Annotated in this window: 19 protein-coding genes; 8 read left to right on the top strand and 11 right to left on the bottom strand. The window is 68.9% G+C overall.

What is annotated here, in order from left to right; all coding sequences use genetic code 11:
- Positions 1-47: 47 nt before the first annotated feature.
- Positions 48-1,106: a caspase family protein gene (locus AC07WJ_RS05945; RefSeq protein WP_494933584.1), complete on the bottom strand. Its 1,059-nt coding sequence runs from the start codon at positions 1,104-1,106 to the stop codon at positions 48-50.
- A gap of 174 nt (positions 1,107-1,280) precedes the next feature.
- Here AC07WJ_RS05945 and AC07WJ_RS05940 point away from each other — a divergent pair, with 174 nt between their 5' ends.
- The 6 genes from AC07WJ_RS05940 to AC07WJ_RS05915 all read left to right on the top strand — a co-directional run bounded on the left by AC07WJ_RS05940 (position 1,281) and on the right by AC07WJ_RS05915 (position 8,437).
- Positions 1,281-2,201 (top strand): hypothetical protein, encoded by a 921-nt coding sequence (locus AC07WJ_RS05940; protein ID WP_494933583.1) that lies wholly within the window; start codon positions 1,281-1,283, stop codon positions 2,199-2,201.
- Between the two features lie 484 nt (positions 2,202-2,685).
- Positions 2,686-3,156, top strand: a complete 471-nt coding sequence (locus tag AC07WJ_RS05935) for a hypothetical protein (RefSeq protein ID WP_494933582.1) — start codon at positions 2,686-2,688, stop codon at positions 3,154-3,156.
- Positions 3,157-3,264: 108 nt separating this feature from the next.
- Positions 3,265-4,638 (top strand): S1 family peptidase, encoded by a 1,374-nt coding sequence (locus AC07WJ_RS05930; RefSeq protein WP_494933581.1) that lies wholly within the window; start codon positions 3,265-3,267, stop codon positions 4,636-4,638.
- Positions 4,639-4,719: 81 nt separating this feature from the next.
- Complete coding sequence (locus AC07WJ_RS05925) at positions 4,720-5,394, top strand: response regulator (protein WP_494933580.1); 675 nt, start codon at positions 4,720-4,722, stop codon at positions 5,392-5,394.
- 25 nt (positions 5,395-5,419) lie between these two features.
- Complete coding sequence (locus AC07WJ_RS05920) at positions 5,420-6,790, top strand: sensor histidine kinase (RefSeq protein WP_494933579.1); 1,371 nt, start codon at positions 5,420-5,422, stop codon at positions 6,788-6,790.
- Positions 6,791-6,940: 150 nt separating this feature from the next.
- A complete protein-coding gene (locus AC07WJ_RS05915; RefSeq protein ID WP_494933578.1) occupies positions 6,941-8,437 on the top strand; it encodes a patatin-like phospholipase family protein in 1,497 nt (498 codons plus the stop codon).
- A 259-nt stretch (positions 8,438-8,696) separates the two neighbouring features.
- On the opposite strand, the gene AC07WJ_RS05910 is transcribed toward AC07WJ_RS05915, so the two are convergent.
- Together AC07WJ_RS05910 and AC07WJ_RS05905 are read right to left on the bottom strand one after the other, a co-directional pair.
- Positions 8,697-9,167, bottom strand: a complete 471-nt coding sequence (locus AC07WJ_RS05910) for a nuclear transport factor 2 family protein (protein WP_494933577.1) — start codon at positions 9,165-9,167, stop codon at positions 8,697-8,699.
- Between the two features lie 134 nt (positions 9,168-9,301).
- A complete protein-coding gene (locus tag AC07WJ_RS05905; protein WP_494933576.1) occupies positions 9,302-9,925 on the bottom strand; it encodes a TetR/AcrR family transcriptional regulator in 624 nt (207 codons plus the stop codon).
- A gap of 100 nt (positions 9,926-10,025) precedes the next feature.
- On the opposite strand from AC07WJ_RS05905, the gene AC07WJ_RS05900 reads away from it, so the two are divergent.
- Complete coding sequence (locus AC07WJ_RS05900) at positions 10,026-10,766, top strand: 3-oxoacyl-ACP reductase family protein (protein WP_494933575.1); 741 nt, start codon at positions 10,026-10,028, stop codon at positions 10,764-10,766.
- Between the two features lie 30 nt (positions 10,767-10,796).
- Positions 10,797-12,341 (top strand): MFS transporter, encoded by a 1,545-nt coding sequence (locus AC07WJ_RS05895; protein ID WP_494933574.1) that lies wholly within the window; start codon positions 10,797-10,799, stop codon positions 12,339-12,341.
- A gap of 58 nt (positions 12,342-12,399) precedes the next feature.
- Here the strand turns inward: AC07WJ_RS05895 and cydX are convergent, their stop codons facing one another.
- The 8 genes from cydX to putA form a co-directional block, all read right to left on the bottom strand.
- Positions 12,400-12,564 carry a cytochrome bd-I oxidase subunit CydX gene (gene cydX, locus AC07WJ_RS05890; protein WP_494933573.1) on the bottom strand — a complete coding sequence of 55 codons (165 nt, stop codon included), beginning with the start codon at positions 12,562-12,564 and terminating at the stop codon, positions 12,400-12,402.
- A 16-nt stretch (positions 12,565-12,580) separates the two neighbouring features.
- The gene (gene cydB / locus AC07WJ_RS05885) at positions 12,581-13,735 is read right to left on the bottom strand and encodes a cytochrome d ubiquinol oxidase subunit II (protein ID WP_494933572.1); all 1,155 of its coding nucleotides are present in this window, start codon (positions 13,733-13,735) and stop codon (positions 12,581-12,583) included.
- A gap of 5 nt (positions 13,736-13,740) precedes the next feature.
- A complete protein-coding gene (locus tag AC07WJ_RS05880) occupies positions 13,741-15,318 on the bottom strand; it encodes a cytochrome ubiquinol oxidase subunit I (protein ID WP_494933571.1) in 1,578 nt (525 codons plus the stop codon).
- A gap of 87 nt (positions 15,319-15,405) precedes the next feature.
- The gene (locus tag AC07WJ_RS05875) at positions 15,406-17,094 is read right to left on the bottom strand and encodes an amino acid ABC transporter ATP-binding/permease protein (protein ID WP_494933570.1); all 1,689 of its coding nucleotides are present in this window, start codon (positions 17,092-17,094) and stop codon (positions 15,406-15,408) included.
- Positions 17,091-18,755 carry a thiol reductant ABC exporter subunit CydD gene (gene cydD / locus AC07WJ_RS05870; protein WP_494933844.1) on the bottom strand — a complete coding sequence of 555 codons (1,665 nt, stop codon included), beginning with the start codon at positions 18,753-18,755 and terminating at the stop codon, positions 17,091-17,093. Before cydD ends, AC07WJ_RS05875 begins: the two co-directional genes overlap by 4 nt.
- Positions 18,756-18,900: 145 nt before the next feature.
- Positions 18,901-19,473: a GbsR/MarR family transcriptional regulator gene (locus AC07WJ_RS05865; protein WP_494933569.1), complete on the bottom strand. Its 573-nt coding sequence runs from the start codon at positions 19,471-19,473 to the stop codon at positions 18,901-18,903.
- Between the two features lie 201 nt (positions 19,474-19,674).
- Entirely contained in the window at positions 19,675-20,502 is an 828-nt protein-coding gene (gene proC / locus AC07WJ_RS05860) for a pyrroline-5-carboxylate reductase (protein ID WP_494933568.1), read from the bottom strand.
- A gap of 6 nt (positions 20,503-20,508) precedes the next feature.
- A complete protein-coding gene (gene putA, locus AC07WJ_RS05855) occupies positions 20,509-24,384 on the bottom strand; it encodes a trifunctional transcriptional regulator/proline dehydrogenase/L-glutamate gamma-semialdehyde dehydrogenase (RefSeq protein ID WP_494933567.1) in 3,876 nt (1,291 codons plus the stop codon).
- Positions 24,385-24,509 lie beyond the last annotated feature (125 nt).

Genomic DNA, 24,509 nt, shown 5'->3' with positions numbered 1-24,509 from the left:
CCCGCGGCGACGTGCCGCGAGGCCTCTTTCGTTTGCGCCTGGTCGTTTCAGCGCCATTCGGCCATGCCGTAGCGGCCACCGGAGCTGAGCGCGCTGCGCCGCTCGGCACGCGAACCGTCGCGGTCCTGCACCGAAGCCACGTTATATTCCCACGCCCGGTTCCCGGTCTGGCCGGATGAGCGGCTGACATTGATGTCGCTCTCGGCCGCCCGGGCCACGGGCTGGCGCGGCTGGCGCTCGAGCGACGCCATGCGGCCGTCGCGCCGATCGAAGGAGCCCCGCTCCTGGTCGGCGAGGAAAGCCACGACCGGACCGGCGGCGCGGCGCTCGAAATGGATCGGGCGCACCAGCGAGGAACCTTCCCACGGGTTCTGGGCGCTGGCGCCGCGGCTGGCGACGCGCTGCTCGACCAGAGCCCGGGTCTGCTGGGTCAGGTCGCGCACCTCGATGCGCTCGTTGCGGCGCATCACCTCGAGCAGCGCCGAGGTATAGAGGCTCAGGCCGATCGAGCCGCCCCAGTCCTGCGACAGTTGGCCCGAGGCCGACGCGAAGCTGACCAGGGCATTGGTGGCCGGACGGCGGCGCTCGGCGCGGCCGGCATTGGCGGTCGCCAGCGCGGTGCGGCCATCGGCGTCCAGGAAGGGATTGCCGCGACAGGCGTCGACGATCACGAACTTGAAGTCGACACCGGCCGCCTGCAGCCGATCGAGGATGCCGTTGACGGTGAAATCGTCACGCTGGAAAATTTCCGGACGGTCCGCGCGGGTGTCGCTGGCCATCATGTAGACCTCGCCATTGACCTGCAGGCCATGGCCGGAGAAATAGACCACCGCCGCCTCGGCGCCGCGCGCCTTGGCGACAAAGGCATTGACCGCGGCCTTGAAGTCCTCGGAATTCGGGTCCTTGGCAAGCGTCACCGAAAAGCCGAAGCCGGCCAGTGTCTGGGCGACTTCGGTGGCGTCCTTCACCGGGCTCGGCAGAGGCGAGGAGCGATAGGCGGAAACCCCGATCGCGAGAGCGACACGCTCGCCGGCAAAGGCGCCGGGCGCGGCCAAGACGAGTGACAGGGCGGCGAGAAGCGCTACGATAAGGCTACGACTGCGCATGTTCGGAACTCCATCCTGGTGCGACAGGCGTCGTCGCTGTCTGGACGGACGATGCCGCGGGGAGCCCCCGGCCGGAATTGCGGCGTCTTGCAGTGTGTTGCGGCGCCTTGCCTTCGGTCTTTTCCGCGGGCGTGAGATCTGGCTGATTGGGGGCCGTGAACCGGAGACGAAACGATGGCCAACGCTATTCCCAATCTTTTTCTGAAATGGCTTGCCGTCCGCGAGCTCCTGCGCCTGCCGCAATCCAATGCCGAGATCGCCACCAGGCTGTGGGGGCCGGACGACGGCCCGTCCAAATTCTCCAAGATGCTGCGCGGCGACTATGGCTGTGAGCCCGATGTCGCGGGCGAGCTCGCCGATGTCGTGAACAAGCGGGTCGCCGTCGTGCGTGGTGCGGCCGGCCGGTCGGAACCGGCGGGTTACGCCTTCCGCCCGCATGATTTCGAGGCCCCGGTGCTGTCCTTCACCCGCCAGCTGATCGACACGACCGAGGTCATCGACCAGGACGTGCTCGATCGCACCCACAAGGCGCTGGTGCGCGAATTCTCGCCCGATGCCCCCAATGCGCCCGGCAGCCTGCAGGTCGCCATCGAGCAATATGGCTCGACCCGCTTCTTCGAGGGCGCCTCGGCGGCGGCATCCGGCCCTCCGGTGTTCGAGATCGGCCGGCACAAAGGGCTGTTCGCCATTGACGGCATTCCCGCCGATGCCGGCGCCCTAAAGGTCTATGTCATGTTCTCGCGCGATCCCTCCATGCTCGGCGGACGGATTTGGGACATGACCTTCCAGGACGTCGTGCGCTGGCTGCCGTCACCGTTCGAGCCCTCGGTGGAGGCCGGCCGCATCCTGCTGATGCGCGAGCCGAAGCCGGTGCAGCCCATCCCCGGCCGGTTCCGGCTGACCGCCATCGTGGTGCGCAATCCGGACATTCTGGGCCGGCTCGATCCGCGCGGCGGCAATCCGCAGGCAGCGCCTCTCGACGAGGAGGAGACAGCGCGCTTCCTGACCAATCTCGCCCGCCTGACCAAGAGCCACGCCAATGCCGTCGGCTTCTGCGGCAGCGATTATGTCGTGCGCGAGGCCAAGGTCGCCTGAACGCGCCTGCCTGACCGAACCGACCGGCCTGTCGAGGGCCTCGCCGATGTCCCGATGGATATCAGCGAGGCCCTCGGCTTTTGCCGGCTGAGCACCACCGGTCGCAACCATCAGCAACACCCAGCAATGCCCAGCCGAGGGGCTCCCGCCTAATCAGGTCGCAAGCGGTTCGACCGCCTCGACCCACGGGAGCCTGTCATGCGGATCACTGCCCTTCTCGCCTTCGCGGCCGCCCTGCCATGGATCGTCGCGATGGTTGCGCTCTGCCATCGCCGCCCGCAGCGGCGCGTCCCGGTCCTGGTGCATTGCGCCCTGCAGGCCCGCTCGGCACGGGCCTCGGCCGCCACCGGCCGGCGTGCGGCCACCATCCCGTCGGCCCATCGCAACCCGTCGCAACGTTGTGCAATGCCGCACATCGCGGCCTCTCGCTAACCCCTAAGCAGACGGAGCGGATCCCCGATCCGCCCTGACCAGGGAGCAGGACATGTCGGCCATCTTGACGCTTCTGACCACGGTCGCGATCGCCTCCGGCTTCGCCGCCGCTCCGGTCGAGGCCGGCCCCTATCGCCAGGACCAGGTTGTCCAGGCCCTCGTCAACGACCGGATCCATGACCTGTTCCAGCAGACCAGCGCATCGATTCGGAGCGAACGAACCAACTACCTCGCCGGCTTCACCCTCTGGTACGACAGCAATTGCGACTTCCTGCCGATGCCGACCTTCGAAGCCATCCGGCTGCGGGTGAAGAACGCCAACCAGGCGCGCGGCCCGCAGGGCGCGGCCGCGGCGGTCGAGGCCGGCTACCAGGATGCCAAGGCCTTTCTCGCGGAGAAGGGCTGCGCCGGCGGCGAAGCGACCGCCGCACGCCGCGCGCTCAGCCGTTTCTGGGACGGCACGACCCAGCCGCCCGCCGGCCCACGCAGCATCGAGCGCGCCAATGACGCCGCACGCTACTGACAGCCGATGCGCCCCAGTCCGGCCTGCCCGGACGTGCCTGCGGCAGGCCGTGACAGCGGATGGCGCGGCGTCTAAGTTCAACCACCGATCAACAGATGGCATTCGTCGATGCGGTTCGCGCGCGTCCTGAGCACTTTTGTCGCAATTGGCCCGACCATGGCGGCCTTGCTGAGCGTCGCGGCGCTGCTGCCGCCGTCGGCGAGCCATGCCCAGCAGCGCTCCACCGACCGCAACAATCCCGACGTCTTCGTCATCAACAGGTATTCGGCCGCCATCACCCGGCTCTACGCCTCGCCGGTCAGCGACGACAATTGGGGGCGTGACCGGCTCAATGGCGGCACCATCGCCGCCGGCCAGCGCGGCGAGCTGCGGCCCGAGCGAGGGCGTGGCTGCATCTGGGACCTCCGGGTGATCTACCAGAACGGCCGGGAGGAGGAGAAGCGTCGGCAGGAGCTCTGCGACATCAGCGAAGTGGTGTTCGACGGCACCAATGCGACCTTTCCGCAAGGCAACCAGGCGATCAACCCGCCCCAGCCGAATCAGCCCACCCAACCTGCGCAGCCGACCCAGCCGCCGCAGCCGACCCAGCCGATCCAACCACCGCAGCCGCCACGCGCCGTCGATACGATGATCATCAACCAGGGCCCGGCGGTCATCGTCGCGCTCTTCGTGCAGGCCACCAACACCGTCGACTGGGGGCCCGACCGGCTCGGCGCCGGCACGCTGCGCGCAGCCGGCCGGTTCCACCTGCGGCTCGCCAGCGAGCACGGCTGCACCTGGAACCTGCGCTTCGTCTTCGCCGGCGGCGGCGTCGACACCCGCCAGGCCCAGAACCTCTGCGAACAACCCGAGCTGACGGTCGCCGCCCGCGCCCAGCCAGGTCAGGTCATCTCGTCGGGAACCGGCTTCTATGTCAGCCGCTTCGGCCATGTGCTGACCACGTTCCATTCGGTGCGCAACTGTTCCACCGTATCGATCGCGCGGCCGGGCGGGCAGCGGGTCGCCATGGTGCGGGTCGCAGAGGATGCCGAATTCGACCTGGCCCTCTACCGCGTGCCCGATCTGACCAGCCCGGTCGCCCCGTTCCGGCTCGGCTCGGCCGGATTGCGGGTCGGCGAGAACCTGGTGATCGTCGGTTATCCCGCCCGGCGCACGCTCGGCGCGGTGGCTGTCGTCGGCAGCACGGTTACCGCGACGACCGGCTCCGGCAGCGACCCGAGCCGCTTCCAGTTCCAGGGCGGTGCGGTCGAGGAACCCTGGGGCGCGCCGATCTATGACGGCAGCGGCCTGGTGGTCGGCATCGCCAACGACCCGCAATTCACCGGCCGGCCGGGAACCGGCATCCAGCGTGACGTCATCGCCCGCTTCCTGCGGCGCAACAATGTCGAGATCACCGAAGTCGCCCAGGGCGAGACGCGCCGCCTGCCGACCATGCAGGACTACGCCTTTCCGGTGGTGCTGCCGCTCGACTGCGTGCAGTAGCGGCCGCGGCTGGCGCAATGCTGACGCAATGCCGTGGTGCTACCGGCCGTCCGGGGCTGCTCCGCGGCGAAGGAATTGATTGTGCGTGTTCTGTTGGTGGACGACCAGCCGGAAATGGCCTCGGCACTTGGCGCGGCCCTGAAACGATACGACATGATCGTCGACCATGTGGCGACGCTGACCGACGCCCACGCGGCGATCGCCTCCTGCGTCTATGGCGCGATCCTGCTCGACCGCCAATTGCCCGACGGCGAAGGCCTGACTCTGATTCCGACCCTGCGCGCCAAGGGCATTTCGGTTCCGATCATCGTTCTGACGGCGCGCGGCGACCTGGCCGACCGGATCGCCGGGCTGGACAAGGGCGCCGACGACTATCTGGCCAAGCCCTTCGCGGTTGAGGAATTGCTGGCGCGGCTGCGGGCGGTGCGCCGGCGCTCGAGCGAATTGTCGGCCGATATCCTGCGCGTCGGCCGCTTGTCCTTCGATTTCAGCCACCGCGAGGCGAGCATTGACGGCGTGGTCTTCGAATTGCCCCGCCGCGAGCTGCTGGTGCTGGAAACCCTGCTGCGCCGCATGGGCCGCACCGTCCAGCGCTCCTCGCTCGAGGAAGCCGTCTACAGCATGGATGACGAGATCCAGTCGAACGCGCTCGACACCCATGTCTCCCGGCTCCGCCGCAAGCTCGCCGACGCCGAGGCGGGCGTCGCCATTCACGCCATTCGCGGCATCGGCTATCTCCTGAAACACGCGCCATAGGCACGAAGCGACCAAGGCCGCCACGATGACATTCGGCCCCGTCCGATCCCTGAAATGGCGCCTGGTCTGGCGGCTGGTCCTGCTGCAGGGCGCCATGCTGGCGCTCCTGCTCGTGCTCGCGGTCGGCACGCTCTGGGCGGCTGGCTATCTCATCGACGAACCCGACGAGGACGCCGTCTCCGACGCGGTCCAGGTGGCCCTGACGCGTGATGCCGAGGGGCGCCTCATCCTGCGCCGGACCGAGGACCTGGCCCGGCTCCGGCAGGACAGCCCCAATCTCTGGTTCGTCGTCCGCGACCGGCAGGGCCAGGTCCTGTCGGAGGGACAGGTGCCACCGGAATTCGACCGCATCGGCGACGCGCTCGATCATATCAGCCAGGCCCGCCTCGGCTGGCAGATCGGCGACGACCCCGAACTGCCCACGGCGCGGATCAAGCGGGTCGATACGGCGGCCGGCAACGTCCAGATCATCTCCGGCTCGGGCGGCAAGCTGCTGCTGCGCAAGCTCGTGCTCGGCGCCTCCATCCTGTTCCTGAGCGCCATCCTGCCCAATCTCGTGCTGATGACGCTTGCCACCGTCATCGCCACCTCGATGGTCGTGCGCCGGTCGCTCGCCGGCATCGGCGAAGCGGCGGCCGAAGCCGAACGCATCGACAGCAATCAGCGCGGGACGCGCCTGCCCGTGGAGACCGTCCCGACCGAGGTGGCGCCGCTGGTCCGGGCCGTCAACGACGCGCTCGGCCGCCTCGACGAAGGTCACGAGCGCCACAAGCGCTTCCTGGTCGACGCCGCCCACGAGCTGCGCACGCCGATCGCCATCCTGCAGACGCGCCTGGAGGCGCTTCCGACCACCGCCGACAAGACCCGGCTGCTCGAGGACATGGCCAGGCTGTCCAACCTCGCCGAGCAATTGCTCGACCTGCAGCGCCTCAATCAGCGGGTCGATCATTTCGCGCCGATCGACCTGGTGGCGATCGGCCGCCGTGTCGCCGTCGACCTCGCGCCGCTCGCCATTGCCGCCGGTTATGAATTGTCGTTCGAGACCGAGGCCCAGAAGGCCCAGGCGATCGGCGATCAGGCCGCCCTCGAGCGCGCACTGACCAACCTGGTACAAAATGCCATCCAGCACGGCGGCCGGCGCGGCACGATCACCATCGCGGTGACCAGGGACGGTTCGATCGAAGTCTCCGACGAAGGCGACGGCATTCCGGCCGATCAGCACGAGCGGATCTTCGAGCCGTTCCATCGGCTGAAGCCGCTCGATCGCGGCGCCGGGCTCGGCCTCAACCTGGTCCGCGAAATCGCCGACATGCATGGCGGAACCGTCGCCGTCTTCGAGCGGCCGGGCGGCGGCGCCTGTTTCAGGCTCGCCGTGCCGCTGGTCGCCCACGCCTGAGCGCGCCGCGCCGGGAGGACGACGGCGCGACAAACACCCTGGCGACGTCGCGATTTTTCGTCTTCGTGCGAGAGCGCAATGCTAGCGCAATTTTCACACGGCACTCTCCGCGTTGAAAGACGTATTCGCTAGCGGAAGATCCGCCGGTGAATGCCATTCGCGTGGACATTGGCCGTCGTGATATTGTCATTATTCTCCGATATTGGCGGCGAAACGACGTATCACCCCATTCGACTCAGACAACGACTGTCCACGTTCAATCGGTCGAACCGAATATTCGCCAGCCTGACCATTATCTTTGCCTTGCTGCTTTCGGCCTGCGCGAGCCTCGATATGCGGCCGGCCAATGGTCCCTTGACCTCGGCCGCCGCGGCGGCCCAGCCGGGGCGCGCCTCCGGCGGCGAAACCGGCATCGTCATGGCGTTTTCCGGCGGCGGGGCCCGCTCGGCCGCCTTTGGTTATGGGGCGTTGCAGGTGCTCGCCGAGCAGGCCTCCGCGACGGGACGCGGTCGGAGCCTGGCCGATGACGTCGTGGTGGTATCCGGCGTCTCGGGCGGCGCGATCCTGGCCTCCTATTTCGCCCTTAACGGGCCGCCCGGCCTCGGCCGTTTCCGGCGCGGATTTCTCGACCAGGATGTCGAGGCCGCGCTGCACACCGCGTTCACCCCGACCAATCTCGTACGCGCCTATCAAGGCGGCGCAAACGACCTGTCCGGACTGCCGGCCTGGCTCGACGCCAATCTGTTCCACGGCGCGACTTTCGGCGATCTCGACCGCGCCGATCGCCCGAGGCTGGTGGTGCATGCCACCGATCTCTACAACCGGGCGCCGTTCATCTTCGACCGGCCGTCGTTTTCGGCGCTGTGCAGCGAGCTCGACAGCTACCCGCTGTCCCATGCGGTGGCGGCTTCGGCCGCCGTGCCGGTGGTGTTCTCGCCCATCGTCTTGCGCAATTTCAACGGCGCCTGCCCGGTCCCGCCGGCCATGCAATGGCGGCAGTTGAGCGCCACCCGCAGCACAGACCCCACCTTGACCGAACGCGACTATCAGGACGCGCTCGCTCGCTACCGCACCGAGCCGGACCTGAATTTCCTCAAACTCTATGACGGCGGCCTGGTCGACGGCCTGGGCACGCAAAGCCTGGTCCACCTGATGCGACGGACAGCGCCGGAACCGCTCTCGGCGGCCCAGGCCATGCGCCTTCAGCGCGTCGTCTTCATCGTCGTCGACGCCTCGACCCGGATCGGCGGCGACATGTCGCAGACCGCCGCCGCTCCGAACGCCATCGAGGCGATCGTCGGGGCGACCGACGCGATGATCGACAGCGCCAGCCGCCACGGCGTCGATGCCTTGCGGGTGGAGGCCCGGGCCTGGCGCGACAAGGTGGTACGCTGGCGTTGCACCCAGCGCCTGCCGGCCTGCGCGCGTTTCGACGTCGAGGTCATCCGGATCGCGCTGGCCGATGTCACCGATCATGAGCAGAGACGGCACATTCTCGCCCTGCACAACAAGCTGACGCTGAAGCCGGACGACGTCAGCCTGATCGTCGGGCTCGGACGCGGGCTCCTGTCCGCCCATCCGGCTTTCCGGCGCAGCCTGACCAGACCGCCGCGGGGCCTTGCGGGCCCGGCGATCGCCCAGCGCTAGCATCGTTGCGCCGTGATCTTGACCGGTTGATCCTGGTGCAAACAATTCGTGGATATCAGGGACAAGCCCGGACAAGACGAGAATTGTCCTTGGAGCGACAGCTGCCGGATCGACCGGTTGCAAAACCCGCACCGTCGCCCTGCACATGGCGAGGTCGACATATCGTCCTGCCCGGGCTTGTCCCGGATATCCACGAATTTATCCACGCGCGGAAATCAAGCCATCACAATCGCCGTTCGACAGCACGAGGACGTCGACCTCAGAACATGCCGTTCGAATTGGCCGCGGTTTCCGGGATCGGCTGGATCACGTCCCAATGTTCGACGATCTTGCCGGCCTCGAGCCGGAAAATATCGACGATCGCGACACCCCGCTCCGACGGCTCGCGTTTCGAATGGACATGCAGAGCGACGAGGTCGCCGTCCGCGATCACCCGCTTGATCTCGTTATGGGCATTGGGCATGCGCTCCCGGCGGAACGCTATGAACTTGCGGAAGCCTTCGATGCCATCGGCCGCGGTCGGGTTGTGCTGGATGTAGTGGCCACCGAAATGTTTCGCCGCCGCCTCGAAATCCTTCTGATTGAGCGCTTTCTCGTAGAAATCGAGCACCACCTTCTTGTTGGCCTCGAGCGGCCCCTCGGTCTCGGGCCCCGGCGCCGCGGCCGCAAGAGCGGGAATGGCGGCGGCGGGCGCCGCCGCGAGAGCCAGGCCAAAGCTTCGTCTGTCCATGGGAGATCTCCGGCATCACGGTTCAGCGTCATTCAGGCTGCGGAGCGCAAGCTACACCGCGCCGGGCGAACCGGCGCCGGGGCCGGCGGTCAACACATGGCACATTCGCGTGATGGCCAAGGGCCGGCGAAACATCAGTCCGCGGGCCGCGGTGCCGCCGGCAGCAGGACGTCCCAACCGGCCATGGCGCAATCGACCACCGCCTTCATCGTCTCGGGGCGTGCGCCGTCACGGGCCTGAATCGACAGACCCTGGAGCACGGTCGAATAGAAATCGGTCAAGGCCGCGGTGTCGGTCCCCTCGGGCAGATCGCCATCGGCGATGCCGCGCCGCAGACGCTGTTCCAGGGCCGCGCGCGACTGCCGGCGCAGCTCCATCAGGAACTGGCACACGGCGTCGCTCTGGGAACTGGAGGCAGGAGCTGCGAGCGTCACCATGCAGCCGGTCGGATGGCCCGGGCGCACGAATGCTGCGGCATTGCTGCGCAGCATGGTCTCGACCGCCTGGCGCGCCGTCGCCGCGTCCCGCAGCGCCAGGGTCGTCAGATTGCCGTCGGTCTCGCCATAGAGGGCAACCGCATCGCGGAACAGCTGCTCCTTCGAACCGAAGCAGGCATAAAGGCTCGGCGAGTTGATGCCCATCGCCGCCGTCAGGTCGGCGAGCGACGCCCCGTCATAGCCGCGCCGCCAGAACAGCTCCATCGCCTTCCGCAGCACCTCGACCCGGTCAAAACGGCGCGGACGGCCACGTTCGGCCATGGCTCTCCCTTTCTGTGACGATCGATAAATAATTCTGTTGACGCCGCGGCGCAACTGCGTTCTTAAATATGTATCGATCATCACATAAATGGAGTTCCCCATGAGCAAGCTCGCTGGCAAGGTCGCCCTGGTCACCGGTGGCAGCCGCGGCATCGGCGCCGCCATCGCCCGGCGGCTGGCCGAGGACGGCGCCGATGTGGCGCTGACCTATGTCAGTTCCGCCGCCAAGGCCGACGCCGTCGTCGCCGAGATCAAGGCTCTCGGCCGCAGGGGCCTGGCGCTGGCCGCCGACAGCGCCGACGCCGCTGCCGTGGTCAGCGCCGTCGAGCGCACCGTCGAGGTGTTCGGCCGGATCGACATCCTCGTCAACAATGCCGGCATTTTTGTCGGCGGCTCGCTCGACAACGACACGATCGAGGACATCGACCGCACGCTGGCGGTCAATGTCCGCGCCGTCTATGTCGGCTCGCAGGCGGCCGCCCGGCACATGCAGCGCGGTGGCCGGATCATCTCCATCGGCAGCTGCCTCGCCGAACTGGTCGGCGATTCCGGCATCACGCTCTATTCGCTCAGCAAGGCCGCACTGGTCGGCATGACCAAGGGCATGGCGCGCGATCTCGGGCCGCGTGGCATCACCGTCAACATCGTCCATCCCGGTCCTGTCGATACCGACATGAACCCGGCCGAAGGCGCCCATGCCGACAAGCAGCGGTCCCAGATGCCGCTCGGGCACTATGGCAAGACCACCGATATCGCGGCCGCCGTTGCCTATCTCGCCGGCGACGATGCCGGTTTCGTCACTGGCGCGGCCCTTGCCGTCGATGGCGGTTTCGCCGCCTGAGCCTCCGCCAGATCAGACAGGTCGATCCCCATGTCCGTTCAGACAGTGGCCCGCCAGGGCTCCGCTGACAAATTGCTCGTGCTCGCCGCCGTCTGTTTCGCCGGCCTGACCATGCCACTCAGCTTCACCGCGCCGAGCGTCGCCTTGCCGGCGATCGGCCGCAATTTCAACGTCAGCCCGGTGGAGCTCGGCTGGGTGATGAACGCCTTCATCCTGGCCTTCGGCTCCACCGTGATGGCGGCCGGCGCGCTGGCCGACCGCTATGGCCGCAAGCGCATGTTCGCCATCGGCATGGCCGCCTTCACGGCGATCTCGGCGGTGGTCGGCTATGCGCCCAACCTGCTCGCCCTCGAGCTCCTGCGCGCCCTGCAAGGCATTGCCGCCGCGCTCACCATGGCCGGCGGCGCGGCCTCGCTGGCGCATGAATTCGATGGTGAGGCGCGCACCCGCGCCTATGGCCTGCTCGGCACCAGCTTCGGTATCGGGCTGGCCCTCGGCCCGGTCTGGGCCGGCTTCCTGATCGAGACCTTCGGCTGGCGCTCGGTGTTCCTGACCGGCGTGGCGATCGGCCTTCTGGTTCTGGCCTTCGGCGTGCCGCGCATGAGCGAGTCGCGCGACCCCGACGCGACCGGCGTCGACCCCTGGGGCACCGCCACCTTCACCGCGACGCTTCTCCTGTTCACCTTCGCCATCATGGAGGGGCCGTTGCGGGGCTGGTCCGATCCCTGGATCCTCGCGATGCTGGGAGGCGCGGCTGTCATGCTCGGCCTGTTCGTGCTGGTCGAGAAGCTGCAACGGCGCCCGATGCTCGACCTCGGCCTGTTCGCCTATCCGCGCTTTCTCGGCGCCCAGGCCCTGCCGCTCGCCACCGCTTTCGGCTTCGTCGTGCCGCTGGTCATCCTGCCGGCCCGCTTCATCGGCGCCGAGGGCATGACCGAGATCGAGGTCGGCCTGATGCTGCTGCCGCTCTGCCTGCCGATCGCGATCGTGCCGCTCGCCGGCGCGATGCTCACCCGCTGGATCCCGGCGGCGACGCTCGCGGCTGTCGGCCTCGCGCTCGCCGCCGGCGGCCTCGTCTGGCTCGCCACCATCGCCCCCGGCGCGGCCCGCACCGCCTTCATCCTGCCGCTGGCGCTGATCGGCATCGGCAGCGGCCTGCCCTGGGGCCTGATGGACGCCCTGGCGGTCAGCGTCGTGCCGAAGGAGCGCGCCGGCATGGCCACCGGCATCTTCACCACGGTCCGGGTCGCCGGCGAAGCGCTGGCCCTGGCCGCGACCAGCGCCGTGCTGATGGGGCTGACCAAGGCGGGCCTCGGCCAGGTCGCGGGCACTCATCGCGGCGAGGCGCATCTGGCCACGCTCGCCAATGAACTGGCCGGCGGCGGACTGGCGCGGGCGACCATGCTGGCGCCCGACCTGGGCCGCGCCGCCCTGCTGCTGGTCTATGGCGATGCCTATCGCACGACGTTTTTCGTGCTGGCCGCGGTCAATCTGGCGACGGCGGGAGTAGCGCTGGCGACGCTCCGGCCACGACGCGTGGTCAATGCCGGCACGCACCAGGCCTGCCAGGCCTGACGGCGGTCGGACCGGCGCCGCCTACACGACGACGCCGGCCCGGACATGCCTCATCCCGTCACGTGCTGACATAGCCGGAGGCGCGTTCGGAGGCCCGCTCCGCGTCCGCCGCCTGCCGCGCCTTGTCGCGCGCGGCATCCTCCATCAGCTCGTACCACATGGCATTGAGCACGGCGAAGGCGGCGGCCAAGGGCAAGCCGAGAAGCCAGGAAAAGTACCACATCGTTGCGCTCCGTCGTTCAATAGGCGTGGCCGCCATGGTCGGTGATCGAGGCTTCGTCGACCTTGCCCCAGAGCACCCAATAGACCCAGCTGGTGTAGGCGATGATCAGCGGCAGGAAGATCGCGCTGACCACCAGCATGATGAACAGCGTCAGGTGGCTCGACGACGAATCCCACACCGTCAGGCTGGCGCGCGGATCGATCGACGAGGGCAGGATGAACGGGAACATCGAGACACCGACCGTGGCGATGACGCCGGTGACCGCCAGCTTGCTCGCCACGAATGTCGTCAGCTCGCGCCTCGACCTCAGGCCGAAGAAGGCACCGAGGGCGCCGAGGAAACCGAGCGCCGGCACCACCAGCAGCCAGGGCCTGGCGGCATAGTTGGCAAACCAGGCGCCGTGTTCGCGGGCCGCCGTCTTGAACAGCGGATTTGACGGACCGTCGGTGACGACGGTGCCGGTGATGCGATAGCCGTCGATGAACAGCCAGAGCAGCAGGCCGCACAGCGCGAACAGCACGATGACGGCGAGCGCCCCCAGGCTGCCATAGGCACGCGCCCGGTCGCTCACCGGCCCGTCGCTCTTGAGCGCCAGCCAGGCGCCGCCATGCATGACCATCATGGCCACCGAAAGCAGGCCGCACAGGAGCGCGAAGGGGTTGAGCAGGCCGAAGAACGAACCGTCATAGAAGATGCGCAGATCGGCGTCGAAGCGGAACGGCACGCCCTGCAGCACATTGCCGACGGCCACCCCGAAGATCAGCGCCGGCACGAAGCTGCCGACGAACAAGGCCCAATCCCAGGCCTGCCGCCAGCGCAGATCCTCGCGCATGCTGTGATATTTGATCGAGACCGGACGCAGGATCAGGGCCGCCAGGATCGCGAACATGGCGAGATAGAAGCCCGAGAACGACACCGCGTAGAGCGGCGGCCAGGCGGCGAAGATCGCGCCGCCGCCCAGGATCAGCCAGACCTGATTGCCCTCCCAGACCGGGCCGATCGTGTTGATGGCGACGCGCCTTTCGAGATCGTTGCGGCCGACGAAGGGCAGCAGGATGCCGACGCCCAGGTCGAAGCCGTCGGTGACGGCGAAGCCGATCAGCAGCACGCCGAGCAGCACCCACCAGATCAGGCGCAGGGTTTGATAGTCGATCAGTTCGTGCAGGATCATGGTCTTCACTCCGCAGGCACGACGAGGGGCGACAGCAGGACCGCTTCCGGCTCCTGGTCGGGCTCGGGACCGGCCTTGATCGCCCGGACCATCAGCGTCATCTCGATCACGATCAGCACCGTGTAGATCAGCGCGAAACAGACGATGGTGAGCAGCACCTGGCCGATGCCGAGGCTGGACACCGCCGCCGCCGTCGGCAGCACGCCTTCGATCACCCAGGGCTGGCGGCCGACCTCGGCGACGATCCAGCCGGCCTCCGCCGCGATCCAGGGCAAGGGAATGGCGAGAACCGCGATGCGCAGCAGCAGGGGATAGCGATCCAGCATGCGCCGCGCCGACAGGACGAAGAAGGTCGCGGTCAGGAGGATGAAGAACATGCCGAGCCCGACCATGATCCGGAACGCCCAGAACAGCGGCGCCACCGCCGGCACCGTGTCCCAGGCGGCCTTGTCGATCTGGGCCTCGGTGGCAAGGCGCGGATCGTCGACATAACGCTTCAGCAGGAGCGCATAACCGAGCTCCGCGCCATTGGCCTCGAAGGCGGCTTTGACGTCGGCGGGGATCGCCGCGGTGCTGCCGGCCGCCCGGATCTTCTGCAGGGCGTCATAGGCGATCAGCCCCTGGCGGATGCGCAGCTTGGCCCGGTCGACGAGATCGACGATGCCCGGGATCTCGGTGGTCAGCGAGCGGGTGCCGATCAGGCCCATGACCCAGGGGATATGAATGGCATAGTGGGTCTCGCGCGCCGCCTGGTCAGGAAAGCCGATCAGCGTGAAGGCGGCGGGCGCCGGTTCGGTCTTCCACATGGCCTCGATCGCAGCGAGCTTCATCTTCTGATGCTCGGTGGAGAGATAGCCGCTCTCGTCGCCGAGAACGACGACCGACAGCGACGCGGCGAGGCCGAAGGAGGCGGCCACCGTCATCGACCGCTTGGCGAGATCGATGTGCCGGCCCTTCAACAGGTACCAGGCGGAGACGCCGAGCACGAAGATCGCCGCGACGACATAGGCCGCCGAGACCGTGTGGACGAATTTCGCCTGGGCCACCGGATTGAACAGCACCGCGAAGAAATCGGTGACCTCCATGCGCATGGTCTGCGGGTTGAAGGCGGCCCCCACCGGGTTCTGCATCCAGCCATTGGCGATCAGGATCCACAGGGCGGAGAAATTCGAGCCGGCGGCGACCAGCCAGGTGACCACCAGATGGCCGACCTTGGAGAGCTTGTCCCAGCCGAAGAAGAACAGGCCGACGAAGGTCGCCTCGAGGAAGAAGGCCATCAGGCCCTCGATCGCCAGCGGCGCCCCGAAGATGTCGCCGACATAGTGGCTGTAATAGCTCCAGTTCATGCCGAACTGGAACTCCATCACGATACCGGTGGCGACGCCGAGCACGAAATTGATGCCGAACAGCCCGCCCCAGAACTTGGTCATCTGACGCCAGACGACGCGGCCGGTCATCACATAGACCGTCTCCATGATCGCCAGGATCACGGCCAGGCCGATGGTCAGCGGCACGAACAGAAAGTGGTAGAGCGCCGTCAGCGCGAATTGCAGCCGCGACAGCGCGACGATGTCGAGTTCCATCCTGTTACCGCCGAGGGAGCCCGGCGTCCTCTGCTGGGGCCGGCGCCATCAAAGGCGGAGCCGGCCAGTCAATCGACAGGGCCTCACTCAATCCGGCCGCAGGCCGGCGAGTGCGGCATCGAAACCGAGCTCGCCGCGTTGCGGCGACGCGACGATGCAACCCATTTCCAAGATCAGCAAGCGGTCGGCGCCTGCGGCCTCGCGCCTCAGGTGCGTGACGACGATGAGCGAGCGCCCGCCGAGCCGCCCGGTGAGGCGTTCGAGCACGTCGCGGGCGGTCTCGCGATCGAGCCCCTCGGTCGGCTCGTCGAGGAGCCAGAGCGGCGAGGCGCGCAGCAGCAGCCGCGCCAAGGCAAGCCTCCGGCCTTGGCCGCCGGACAGGCCGAGGCCGCCTTCGCCGACCGGCGCATCGAGACCGCGCCCGCTGGCGCGCAGGTCCGGCCCCAGGCCGGCCGCATCCAGCGCATCCCACAGGCTGGCGTCGTCGGCGGCCGGGTCGGCGAGAGCGAGGTTTTCGCGCAGGCTGTCGTGAAACAGCTCGCTGCGCTGCGTCAGCAGCGTGCTGCCGACCGCCTCGACCACACCGCTCGCCGGCGCCATTTCGCCGGCAATCAAGGCCAGCAAGGTCGATTTGCCGGCGCCGCTCGGGCCGATGACGGCAATGCGCTCGCCACGGCGGATCGTCAGCGACAGGTCCTGGAAGAGCGGCCGTCCGGACCCCGGATAACCGGCGGAGACGGCGGTGAAGCGGACCGCGCAGCCGTCGGGAGGCGGCGATGGCCGCGCCGCGGCGGGCGCCGGCGCGAGCCGCGGCGACAGGCGGCGCGCGGCGAGCAAGGTGCGGCCGAGTTCGACCGCGCCACGGCGCAGGCCGGCGAAAGGCTCGACCGATCCAAGCGCGATCAGCAGGCCGAGCGCCGCCACCGGTGCGCCGATCGTCCCCGCCTCGGCCAGCGCCGCCACGCCCAGGAGCGTGCCGGCCAGCGCCACGGCCGCGGCGGCACCGAAACCGGCCGAGACCCCGGTCTCGATCCGGTTCAGCCGGTCTTCCGCCGCCATCAGACGGCGATCGGCGGCGCGCGTGGCCGCCAGCTGGGCGTCGAGCCGTCCGGCCATGACGAGCTCGGTCTGCCCGGCGACCAGATCGATGGTGCGTGCCCGCAAGGCCTCCGCCGCATGGGCGCGCCGGCGCGCCCAGGGCAAGGCCCGACGCGCCGCCCATGCCGGCAGGCCGAAGCCGGCCAGGAGCAGCCAGCCGCCGAGCGCGAGGCCTAGCCAGGCCTGCATCAGCCCGAGCGCCACGCCTGCGGCGAGCGCCGCCGCGACGGCCGCCCCGGCCGGCACCAGCAGGCGCAGATAGAGCGAATCCAGCGCGTCGATATCGGCGGTCAGCCGGAACAGGAGCTTGGCCGGCCGGACCAGCAGCGATCGTGCCGCCTCGGGCTCGGCCCAGCCGCGAAACAGCCGCTCGCGCAGGGCCGCCAGGATCCTGAGCGTCGCCTCATGGGTCACCAGGCGCTCGCCATAACGCGCGCCGGTCCGCGCCAGGGCCAGGAAGCGGATGCCCGCCGAGGGCGCGAAGACATCGAAGGCCAGCGCCGCCGTGGCCGACATGCCGGCCAGCGCGGTCGCGGTGATGAACCAGCCGGAAAGCCCGAGCAGCGCGACCCCGGCGAGAATGGTCGCCGCGGCGAGCGCCATGCCGCCGGCCATCAGGCCGCGGCGCTCGGCCATGAACAGCGCCAGCACCGGGCGAAGGTCACGCCGGATGGTCATGGCTTCACCTCCAGCCTGATGATCCGGTCCATTCGCGCCGCCAGCACCGGATCATGGGTCGCGAGGATCAATGTCCGTCCCCGGGCGACGGCGATCAGGCCGTCGCCGACTTCGGATGCGGTCGCGCCGTCGAGATGGGCGGTCGGCTCGTCGACCAGCAGGAGGTCGGCCCGGGTATCGGCCGCGGCGCGGGCCAGTGCCAGCCGCAGGACCTCGCCGCCGGAGAGCCCGGCGCCGCCCTCGCCGAGCTCGGCGCCGGACCGCCGCGCGGCGATGTCGCCGAGCGCCACCACGTGCAGGGCCGCAGCGACGTCATCGGCCGGGATGCCGGCGCGCCCGAGCGTGACATTGGCCCGGATCGAGCCGGCGAAGATGAACGGGCGCTGGCCGATCCAGGCCATGCGCCGGCGCTGCATCGCCGCCGTTTCCGCGCTCAGCGCGATGTCGCCGACGGTGATCCGGCCGCCGGTCGTGGGGGCGAGGCCGGCGATCAGGGCCAGCAGTGTCGACTTGCCCGATCCGCTCGGACCGAGCAGGGCCACATGCTCGCCCGGTCGAACGGCGAGGTTGAAACCGTCGAACACCGGCGTCGCGGCGCCGGCGTGGCGATAGCCGAGATTTTCGATCCGGACCGACGGCGGCTCCGGCCGCCGGATCGCCGGCTGCGCCGCATCTGTGGCCGCGCCGGGCAGAACCAGGCGGCCGACGCTCAGCCGGCGCAAGGCGCCGATCGCCGCCTCGCCGGCCGCACGATCGTGCCAGACCGCCGAGAGGTCGCGCAGCGGCTCGAAAAAGGCCGGGGCCAGCAGCAGGATGAACAGGCCCTGCGCGAGGCTGAGCCTCGTGCCCCAGGCGCCGAATTCGAGTTGGCCGAGCAGGTGAAACCCGACATAGACCGCGACCATGGCGACGCCCAGCGCCGCGAACAGTTCGAGCACCGCCGAGGACAGGAAGGCGATGCGCAGCACCGCCATGGTGCGCCGCCGGAGCGCTTCGGCATTGGCCCTCAGGCGGCGCGCGGTCAGGTCGACCGCGCCGAGCCCGCGTATCGTCGCCAGTCCACGCAGCCGGTCGAGCAGGAAGGCATTCATGCCGCCGAGCTCGACCATCTGGGCTTCGCTCGCCGCCTTGGCGCGCCAGCCGATCAGCGCCATGAACACCGGGATGAGCGGGGCCGCGACCAGCAGCACCAGCGCCGCCGCCCAGGACAGCGGCAGGACGACCGCGAGGATCACCAGCGGGACGACGGTCGCCTTCAGCCGCGCCGGCTGGAACCGGGCGAGATAGGGCGTCACGGCGTCGGCCTGTTCGGCGATGACACTGGCGGCAAGGCCGGAAGCCGGACGGCCGCTGTCCAGCGGCGAGCCGGCGCCGAGCGCGGCCAGCGCATGGTCGCGTTGCTCCGACAGGGTCTCGCGTGCCGCGCGGAAGGCCAGGCGGCTGCCGGCGGCATCGAGGGCCGCGCGCATCAGCCCGAGCCCGAGCACCAGGACGGCCGGCCAGAGCACGGCCCTGATGCCGCCGCCATCGGCGATGCGACCGACCGCCAGGGCCAGCAGGGCCGCCTGCGGCAGCCAGACCAGCGCGGCTGCGATCTGCAGCAGGCCGCCGCGTCGAACACCTCGCCCATGCCTGGCATCGCTTTCGGCTCCCGGCACCATCACCGCCTCATTCGAGACATCGGGTGGAGCGACGCCATCCGGTCTTGCCCGGCGCGCGTCCAGGTGAAAACCCTGGCCGGCGACGGCGGCCTGCTGTTCCGCTCCGGTCGGGTCGACATCGGCGGGCGCGCTCCGGTCCACGCCATCACCCCTTGTCGCTGATGCGCTTGGAGCGGCCGAGCGAGACGATCTTGTCCTTGGTCTCGAGGAGGCGCGTGACCTTGGCGCCGAGCGTCAGAAGCGTGGTCAGGCGCGCCGTCTCCAACTGCTTGACCTCGTCATACCAGGTGGTCAGCCGCTCGATCAGGGCGTGCATTTCGGCCATGCGCTCCTGGGCATGGCGTTCCGCATCGCTTGCCGGCTGCTGCATCAGGATCTCGCGCAGGACCGACAAGGTCGGGTCGACCTCGCGCTTCTTCCGCTCTTCGGCGAGCGTCCGCAGGATCTGCCAGACGTCCTCGGGCGTGGTGAAGAAATCGCGGCGGTCGTTGGGCAGATGTTTCAGGAGCACCAGGTTCCACGCCTGCAGCTCCTTGAGGCTCATCGAGACATTGGAGCGCGAGATGCCCAGCGCCGCGACGATCTCGTCGGCGCATAGCGGCGCCGGCGAGACATAGAGCAGGGCATAGACCTGCCCGACCGTACGGTTGATGCCCCACCGGCTGCCCATTTCGCCGAAATGCAGCACGAAGGCCTGGACCAGCGGCGGCAGGTTCATCGTTGTTTTTCCTGATATCGGTTATTTCAGTAATTTCTGAAATCACCGTACAAACAGGCGCGAAGCCCGGCAAGCGACGCATTGCCGCAGGTGGGCGGGACGAGACTTGCAGGTCGGATGGCGACAACGCCCAATCGGCCTTCTCCCAGAGGGAGAGGGTTGATTTGGTTGAGCTTTTCGCCGAAATCAATGCCCGCGCCGCTACCCCCGGCGCAGTTCCACGGCCCGCGCATGCGCCGCACGCACCGTGCCCTCCAGCAGCTCGGCGAGCCCCGGCTTGCCTTCGAGCACGTTCAAGCCCGCCTCGGTGGTGCCGCGCGGACTGCACACGGCGCGCTTCAGCGCCGCGGCTTCCGTGCCCGGCTGGTTCAGCAGAGCCACGGCACCGGCAAGGGTCGCCCGGGCGAGTTCGGTCGCGAGCGCCTCCGGAAGGCCCGCCGTCATGCCGGCGGCCGCCAGGTGCTGGGCAAAGGCGAAGACATAGGCCGGGCCGCTGCCGGACACCGCGGTCACCGCGTCGATCAGCTCTTCCCTGTCGACCCAGGCGGTCGCGCCGACCGCCGTGAAGAAACCCTCGGCGCGTTGCCGGTCGGTTTCCGCCAGCCCCGCCTCGCCATAGAGCACGGTCATGCCCTGGCCGACGAGCGCCGGGGTATTGGGCATGGCGCGGATCACCCGGGCCTCGGGGCCGAGATGCGACCGGATCGTGCCGTGGGTCACGCCCGCGGCGATGGAGATCACCAGCGCACCGGCGTCGGCGTGGCTGCGGTAATCGGCCAGCACCGCCGGCACCAGCGCCGGCTTGACCGCCAGCACGATCATGGCCGGCACAGCTGTTATCGCCGCGGGCGACTCGACCAGCGCTATCGCCGAACCCGCCGGCAGGCGCTCGCGCGCCCGCTCCGGCGCCGGATCGACCACCGTGACCGCGGCACCGGTCGCGGCAAAACCCACCGCGAGCGCCAGGCCCATATTGCCGCCGCCGACAATGACGACGCCGTCGCCGTGATGCTGCGATTGGACCGCCATCGATGCCTACCCGATGCTCATCAGGCTGGCATTGCCGCCGGCCGCCGCGGTGTTGGTGCTGATCGCCCGTTCGCGCAACAGCCAGACGATCGGGTAGTCCTCCGTGCCGGCAGCGAGCGCCTCGCGCGCCACGCCGAACACCGGCACGATGGGGCCGGACAATCCGGCAAGCTTGATGTTGAGCTCGCGCAAATTGTCGCTGTCGCCTTCGAACAGCGCCGCGCCGAAGGGTTCGGCGGTGATGTCGGTCACCGGTGCGATCCAGGCCTTCAGGTCCTTGGGCAGCGATGCCCTGAGCGGCGCGAACAGCGCTTCGGCACCGAGCACCGCGGCGCGATTGCCGGTGGCGATCGCCGCGCCGATCTGGGCAAGCAGGCCGGTTTCACTTTGCGGCACGCAGAGCACCGTGCCCCGGCTTTCCAGCACATAGAGGTTCCGCTCGCCGACCGGACCGGGAAGCTCCTGCATCGCACCGACGCGCGAGCGCTCGTTATAGGCGGCGAAACGCACCGATGCCTCGCGAAAGCCCTTGCTGTCCAGCCAGGCCTGCAGGGCCTTGGCGGCCGGAGCGGCCTCCGCCGCGCGCGGCAGGGTCTCACGGTCGGCCGGATAAGCGGCGACCAGGCGGCGGAGATAGAGCGGTCCACCGGCCTTCGGGCCGGTGCCCGACAGGCCATGGCCGCCGAACGGCTGCACGCCGACCACCGCGCCGATCATGTTGCGGTTGACGTAGATATTGCCCGCCTCGACCTTGCGGGTGACATGGGCGATGGTCTCGTCGATGCGGGTGTGCAGGCCGAAGGTCAGGCCGTAGCCGGTGCGGTTGATGTCGGCGATCAGGCCGTCGAGCTCCGGGCGGCGATAACGCAGCACATGCAGCACCGGGCCGAACACCTCGCGCTCGAGCTCGGCGAGGCCGCCGATCTCGATGACCGTCGGCGCGACAAAGATGCCGTTCCGGCATTGGGCCGGCAGGTCGAGCGCATGGATGCCGTGCCCCTTGCCGCGCATCGTCTCGATATGGGCGGTCAGCCGCTCCTGCGCTTCCGTGCTGATCACCGGGCCGACATCGGTCGACAGCCGGTCGGGATTGCCGACCGACAGTTCGGCGAGCGCGCCCTTCAGCATGGTCAGCACATGGTCGGCGACCTCATCCTGCAGGCACAGCACGCGCAGCGCCGAGCAGCGCTGGCCGGCGGAATCGAAGGCCGACAGCAGGACGTCCGCCACCACCTGCTCGGCCAGCGCGGAGGAATCGACGATCAGCGCATTCTGCCCGCCGGTCTCGGCGATCAGCGGGATCGGCCGGCCATCCGGGCTGAGGCGCCCGGCGAGCTCGCGCTGGATCAGCCGGGCGACCTCGGTCGAGCCGGTGAACATGACGGCGCGCACGCGCGGATCCGCCACCAGCGCCGCGCCGACATCGCCGGCGCCGGGCAGCAATTGCACGGCGCCCGCGCCGATGCCGGCATCGCGCAGGATGCGGATCGCTTCCGCCGCGATCAGCGGGGTCTCCTCCGCCGGCTTGGCAATGACCGGATTGCCGGCGGCGAGCGCCGCGGCAACCTGGCCGGTGAAGATCGCCAGCGGGAAATTCCACGGGCTGATGCAGACCACCGGGCCGAGCGGGCGATGCGTGTCGTTGGAAAAGCCGGCGCGCAGCTCGGCGGCGTAATAGCGCAGGAAGTCGACGGCTTCGCGCACCTCGCCGACCGCGTTGGCGAGCGACTTGCCGGCCTCGCGCACGATCAGCCCGAGCAGCGAGGGCATGCGCGCTTCCAGGAGATTGGCCGCGCGGTCGAGACAGGCGGCCCGCTCTTCCGGCGGGGTCGATTGCCAGATCGGCGCGGCGGCGACGGCATGGCCGAGCGCTGCCTCGATATCGGCGGGCGTCGCTTCCAGCACATGGCCGACGAGATCGCGCAGATCGGCCGGATTGAGAATGTCGCGGCCCTGGCCGTCGCGTTCGCCATCGGCGAGCATCGGCGCGGCACGCCAGGGCTCGGCGGCATTGAGCAGCAGCGCGGCCGAGAGCGAGGCCAGCCGCTGCTCGTTCGACAGGTCGATGCCGGCGGAATTGGCCCGCTCGGCACCGAACAGGTCGGCCGGCAGGGCGATCTTGTCATGCGGCGCACCCAGAGGCTCGACCGCGCGGACGATGTCGGCGGGTTCGGCGATCAGCTCGTCGATCGGCAGCGACAGGTCGGCGATCCGGTTGACGAAGGAGGTGTTGGCGCCGTTCTCCAGCAGCCGGCGGACCAGATAGGCCAATAGCGTCTCATGGGTGCCGACCGGCGCATAGATCCGGCACGGCCGGTTCAGCTTGTCGCGCCCGACCACCTCTTCGTAGAGCGGTTCGCCCATGCCGTGCAGGCACTGGAACTCATACTGGCCGGAATAGAAATTCTCGCCGGCCATGGAATGGATAGCCGCCAGCGTATGGGCGTTATGGGTGGCGAATTGCGGGAACAGCGCGTCCGGCACCGCCAGCATCTTCTTGGCGCAGGCAAGATAGGACAGGTCGGTATGCACCTTGCGGGTGAACACCGGGAAACCTTCCAGCCCGTCCTGCTGGGCGCGCTTGATCTCGCTGTCCCAATAGGCGCCCTTGACCAGGCGCACCATCAGCCGGCGGCCGCTGCGCCGCGCCAGGTCGATCAGGTAGTCGATCACGAACAGGGCGCGCTTCTGATAACCCTGGACCACGAAGCCGATGCCGTTCCAGCCGGCGAGCTCCGGGTCGAAGCAGATCGTCTCCAGGAGATCGAGCGACAGTTCGAGGCGGTCGGCCTCCTCGGCATCGATATTCAGGCCGATATCGTAGCGCCGCGCCAGCACGGCGAGCGTCTTCACCCGGGCCAGCAATTCGCTCATCACCCGGTCGCGCTGGGCGCGTGAATAGCGCGGATGCAGCGCCGACAGCTTGATCGAAATGCCCGGGCCTTCATAGATGCCGCGGCCGCCGGCGGCCTTGCCGATTGCGTGAATGGCCTGTGTATAGTCGGCGAAGTAACGCTCGGCGTCGGCCGCCGTCATCGCCGCCTCGCCCAGCATGTCATAGGAATAGCGGAAGCCCCTGGCCTCCATCTTGCGGCTGTTGGCGAGCGCCTCCGAGATCGTCTGCCCGGTGACGAACTGCTCGCCCATCATGCGCATGGCGATATCGACGCCCTTGCGGATCACCGGTTCGCCGCTGCGGCCGATCAGCCGCGTCAGGGCCGAGGACAGGCCCGTCTCGCTCGACGTCGAGGTCAGATGCCCGGTGATCAACAGGCCCCAGGTCGCGGCATTGACGAAGACCGACGAGCTGTGGCCGAGATGCGATTTCCAGTCGCCGCTGCTGATCTTGTCGCGGATCAGCGCGTCGCGCGTCGCCCGGTCGGGAATGCGCAGCAGCGCCTCGGCGAGGCACATCAGCGCCACGCCCTCCTGGCTCGACAAGGCATATTCGTGGATCAGCCCCTCGACGCCGCCGCGCTCGCCTTTGCGGCGCAGGGCCTCGACCAGGCTGCGGGCGAGCGTGCGGGTCGCGGCGACCCGCTGTTCCGGCATGGCCGCTTCGGCCAGCAGCACCGGCACGCATTCCGGTTCGGGCCGGCGGTAGGCCGCGGTGATCTTGGCGCGCAGCACGGTCTGCGGCTGGACCGATTGGGCGAAGGCGAGGAAGGGTGGCGCCGGGACCGGTTCGCCCTCGGCGGCGCCGGTTGCGCCGCCGATGCCGGGGAAATTCGGCAAGGGCTCGCCGCGATCGAGATGTTCCAGCACCGACAGGATCGAGTGTTTGATCAGCGAATGGGGCGACCGGCCCTGACTTTCGGCCGCGGCCTTCAGCCGATTGCGCAGGTCTTCGTCGATCTTCACACCAATCGTCGTATTGGCCATGGCGATGCGTCCCCGTATCGGCGAATGAAGGTATTGGCTCTGATAGCACCGGGTTGCGCCTCGGCGCAACCCGTCGAAAGACGAGGCGCAACCGAACCCGTCGTCACGGTGCGCCATGCGCAGTT

The sequence above is a fragment of the Phreatobacter sp. GW821-FHT04C01 genome, from assembly GCF_059420385.1.
Note: the sequence above shows the minus strand (reverse complement) of the source record. Positions and strands in the feature narration are given on the sequence as shown.

Coding starts and splice junctions, on each gene's coding strand:
- AC07WJ_RS05945 (WP_494933584.1), bottom strand. CDS start 1,106: ATGCGCAGTCGTAGCCTTATCGTAGCGCTTCTCGCCGCCCTGTCACTC.
- AC07WJ_RS05940 (WP_494933583.1), top strand. CDS start 1,281: ATGGCCAACGCTATTCCCAATCTTTTTCTGAAATGGCTTGCCGTCCGC.
- AC07WJ_RS05935 (WP_494933582.1), top strand. CDS start 2,686: ATGTCGGCCATCTTGACGCTTCTGACCACGGTCGCGATCGCCTCCGGC.
- AC07WJ_RS05930 (WP_494933581.1), top strand. CDS start 3,265: ATGCGGTTCGCGCGCGTCCTGAGCACTTTTGTCGCAATTGGCCCGACC.
- AC07WJ_RS05920 (WP_494933579.1), top strand. CDS start 5,420: ATGACATTCGGCCCCGTCCGATCCCTGAAATGGCGCCTGGTCTGGCGG.
- AC07WJ_RS05915 (WP_494933578.1), top strand. CDS start 6,941: ATGCCATTCGCGTGGACATTGGCCGTCGTGATATTGTCATTATTCTCC.
- AC07WJ_RS05910 (WP_494933577.1), bottom strand. CDS start 9,167: ATGGACAGACGAAGCTTTGGCCTGGCTCTCGCGGCGGCGCCCGCCGCC.
- AC07WJ_RS05905 (WP_494933576.1), bottom strand. CDS start 9,925: ATGGCCGAACGTGGCCGTCCGCGCCGTTTTGACCGGGTCGAGGTGCTG.
- AC07WJ_RS05900 (WP_494933575.1), top strand. CDS start 10,026: ATGAGCAAGCTCGCTGGCAAGGTCGCCCTGGTCACCGGTGGCAGCCGC.
- AC07WJ_RS05895 (WP_494933574.1), top strand. CDS start 10,797: ATGTCCGTTCAGACAGTGGCCCGCCAGGGCTCCGCTGACAAATTGCTC.
- cydX (WP_494933573.1), bottom strand. CDS start 12,564: ATGTGGTACTTTTCCTGGCTTCTCGGCTTGCCCTTGGCCGCCGCCTTC.
- cydB (WP_494933572.1), bottom strand. CDS start 13,735: ATGATCCTGCACGAACTGATCGACTATCAAACCCTGCGCCTGATCTGG.
- AC07WJ_RS05880 (WP_494933571.1), bottom strand. CDS start 15,318: ATGGAACTCGACATCGTCGCGCTGTCGCGGCTGCAATTCGCGCTGACG.
- AC07WJ_RS05875 (WP_494933570.1), bottom strand. CDS start 17,094: ATGACCATCCGGCGTGACCTTCGCCCGGTGCTGGCGCTGTTCATGGCC.
- cydD (WP_494933844.1), bottom strand. CDS start 18,755: ATGGTGCCGGGAGCCGAAAGCGATGCCAGGCATGGGCGAGGTGTTCGA.
- AC07WJ_RS05865 (WP_494933569.1), bottom strand. CDS start 19,473: ATGAACCTGCCGCCGCTGGTCCAGGCCTTCGTGCTGCATTTCGGCGAA.
- proC (WP_494933568.1), bottom strand. CDS start 20,502: ATGGCGGTCCAATCGCAGCATCACGGCGACGGCGTCGTCATTGTCGGC.
- putA (WP_494933567.1), bottom strand. CDS start 24,384: ATGGCCAATACGACGATTGGTGTGAAGATCGACGAAGACCTGCGCAAT.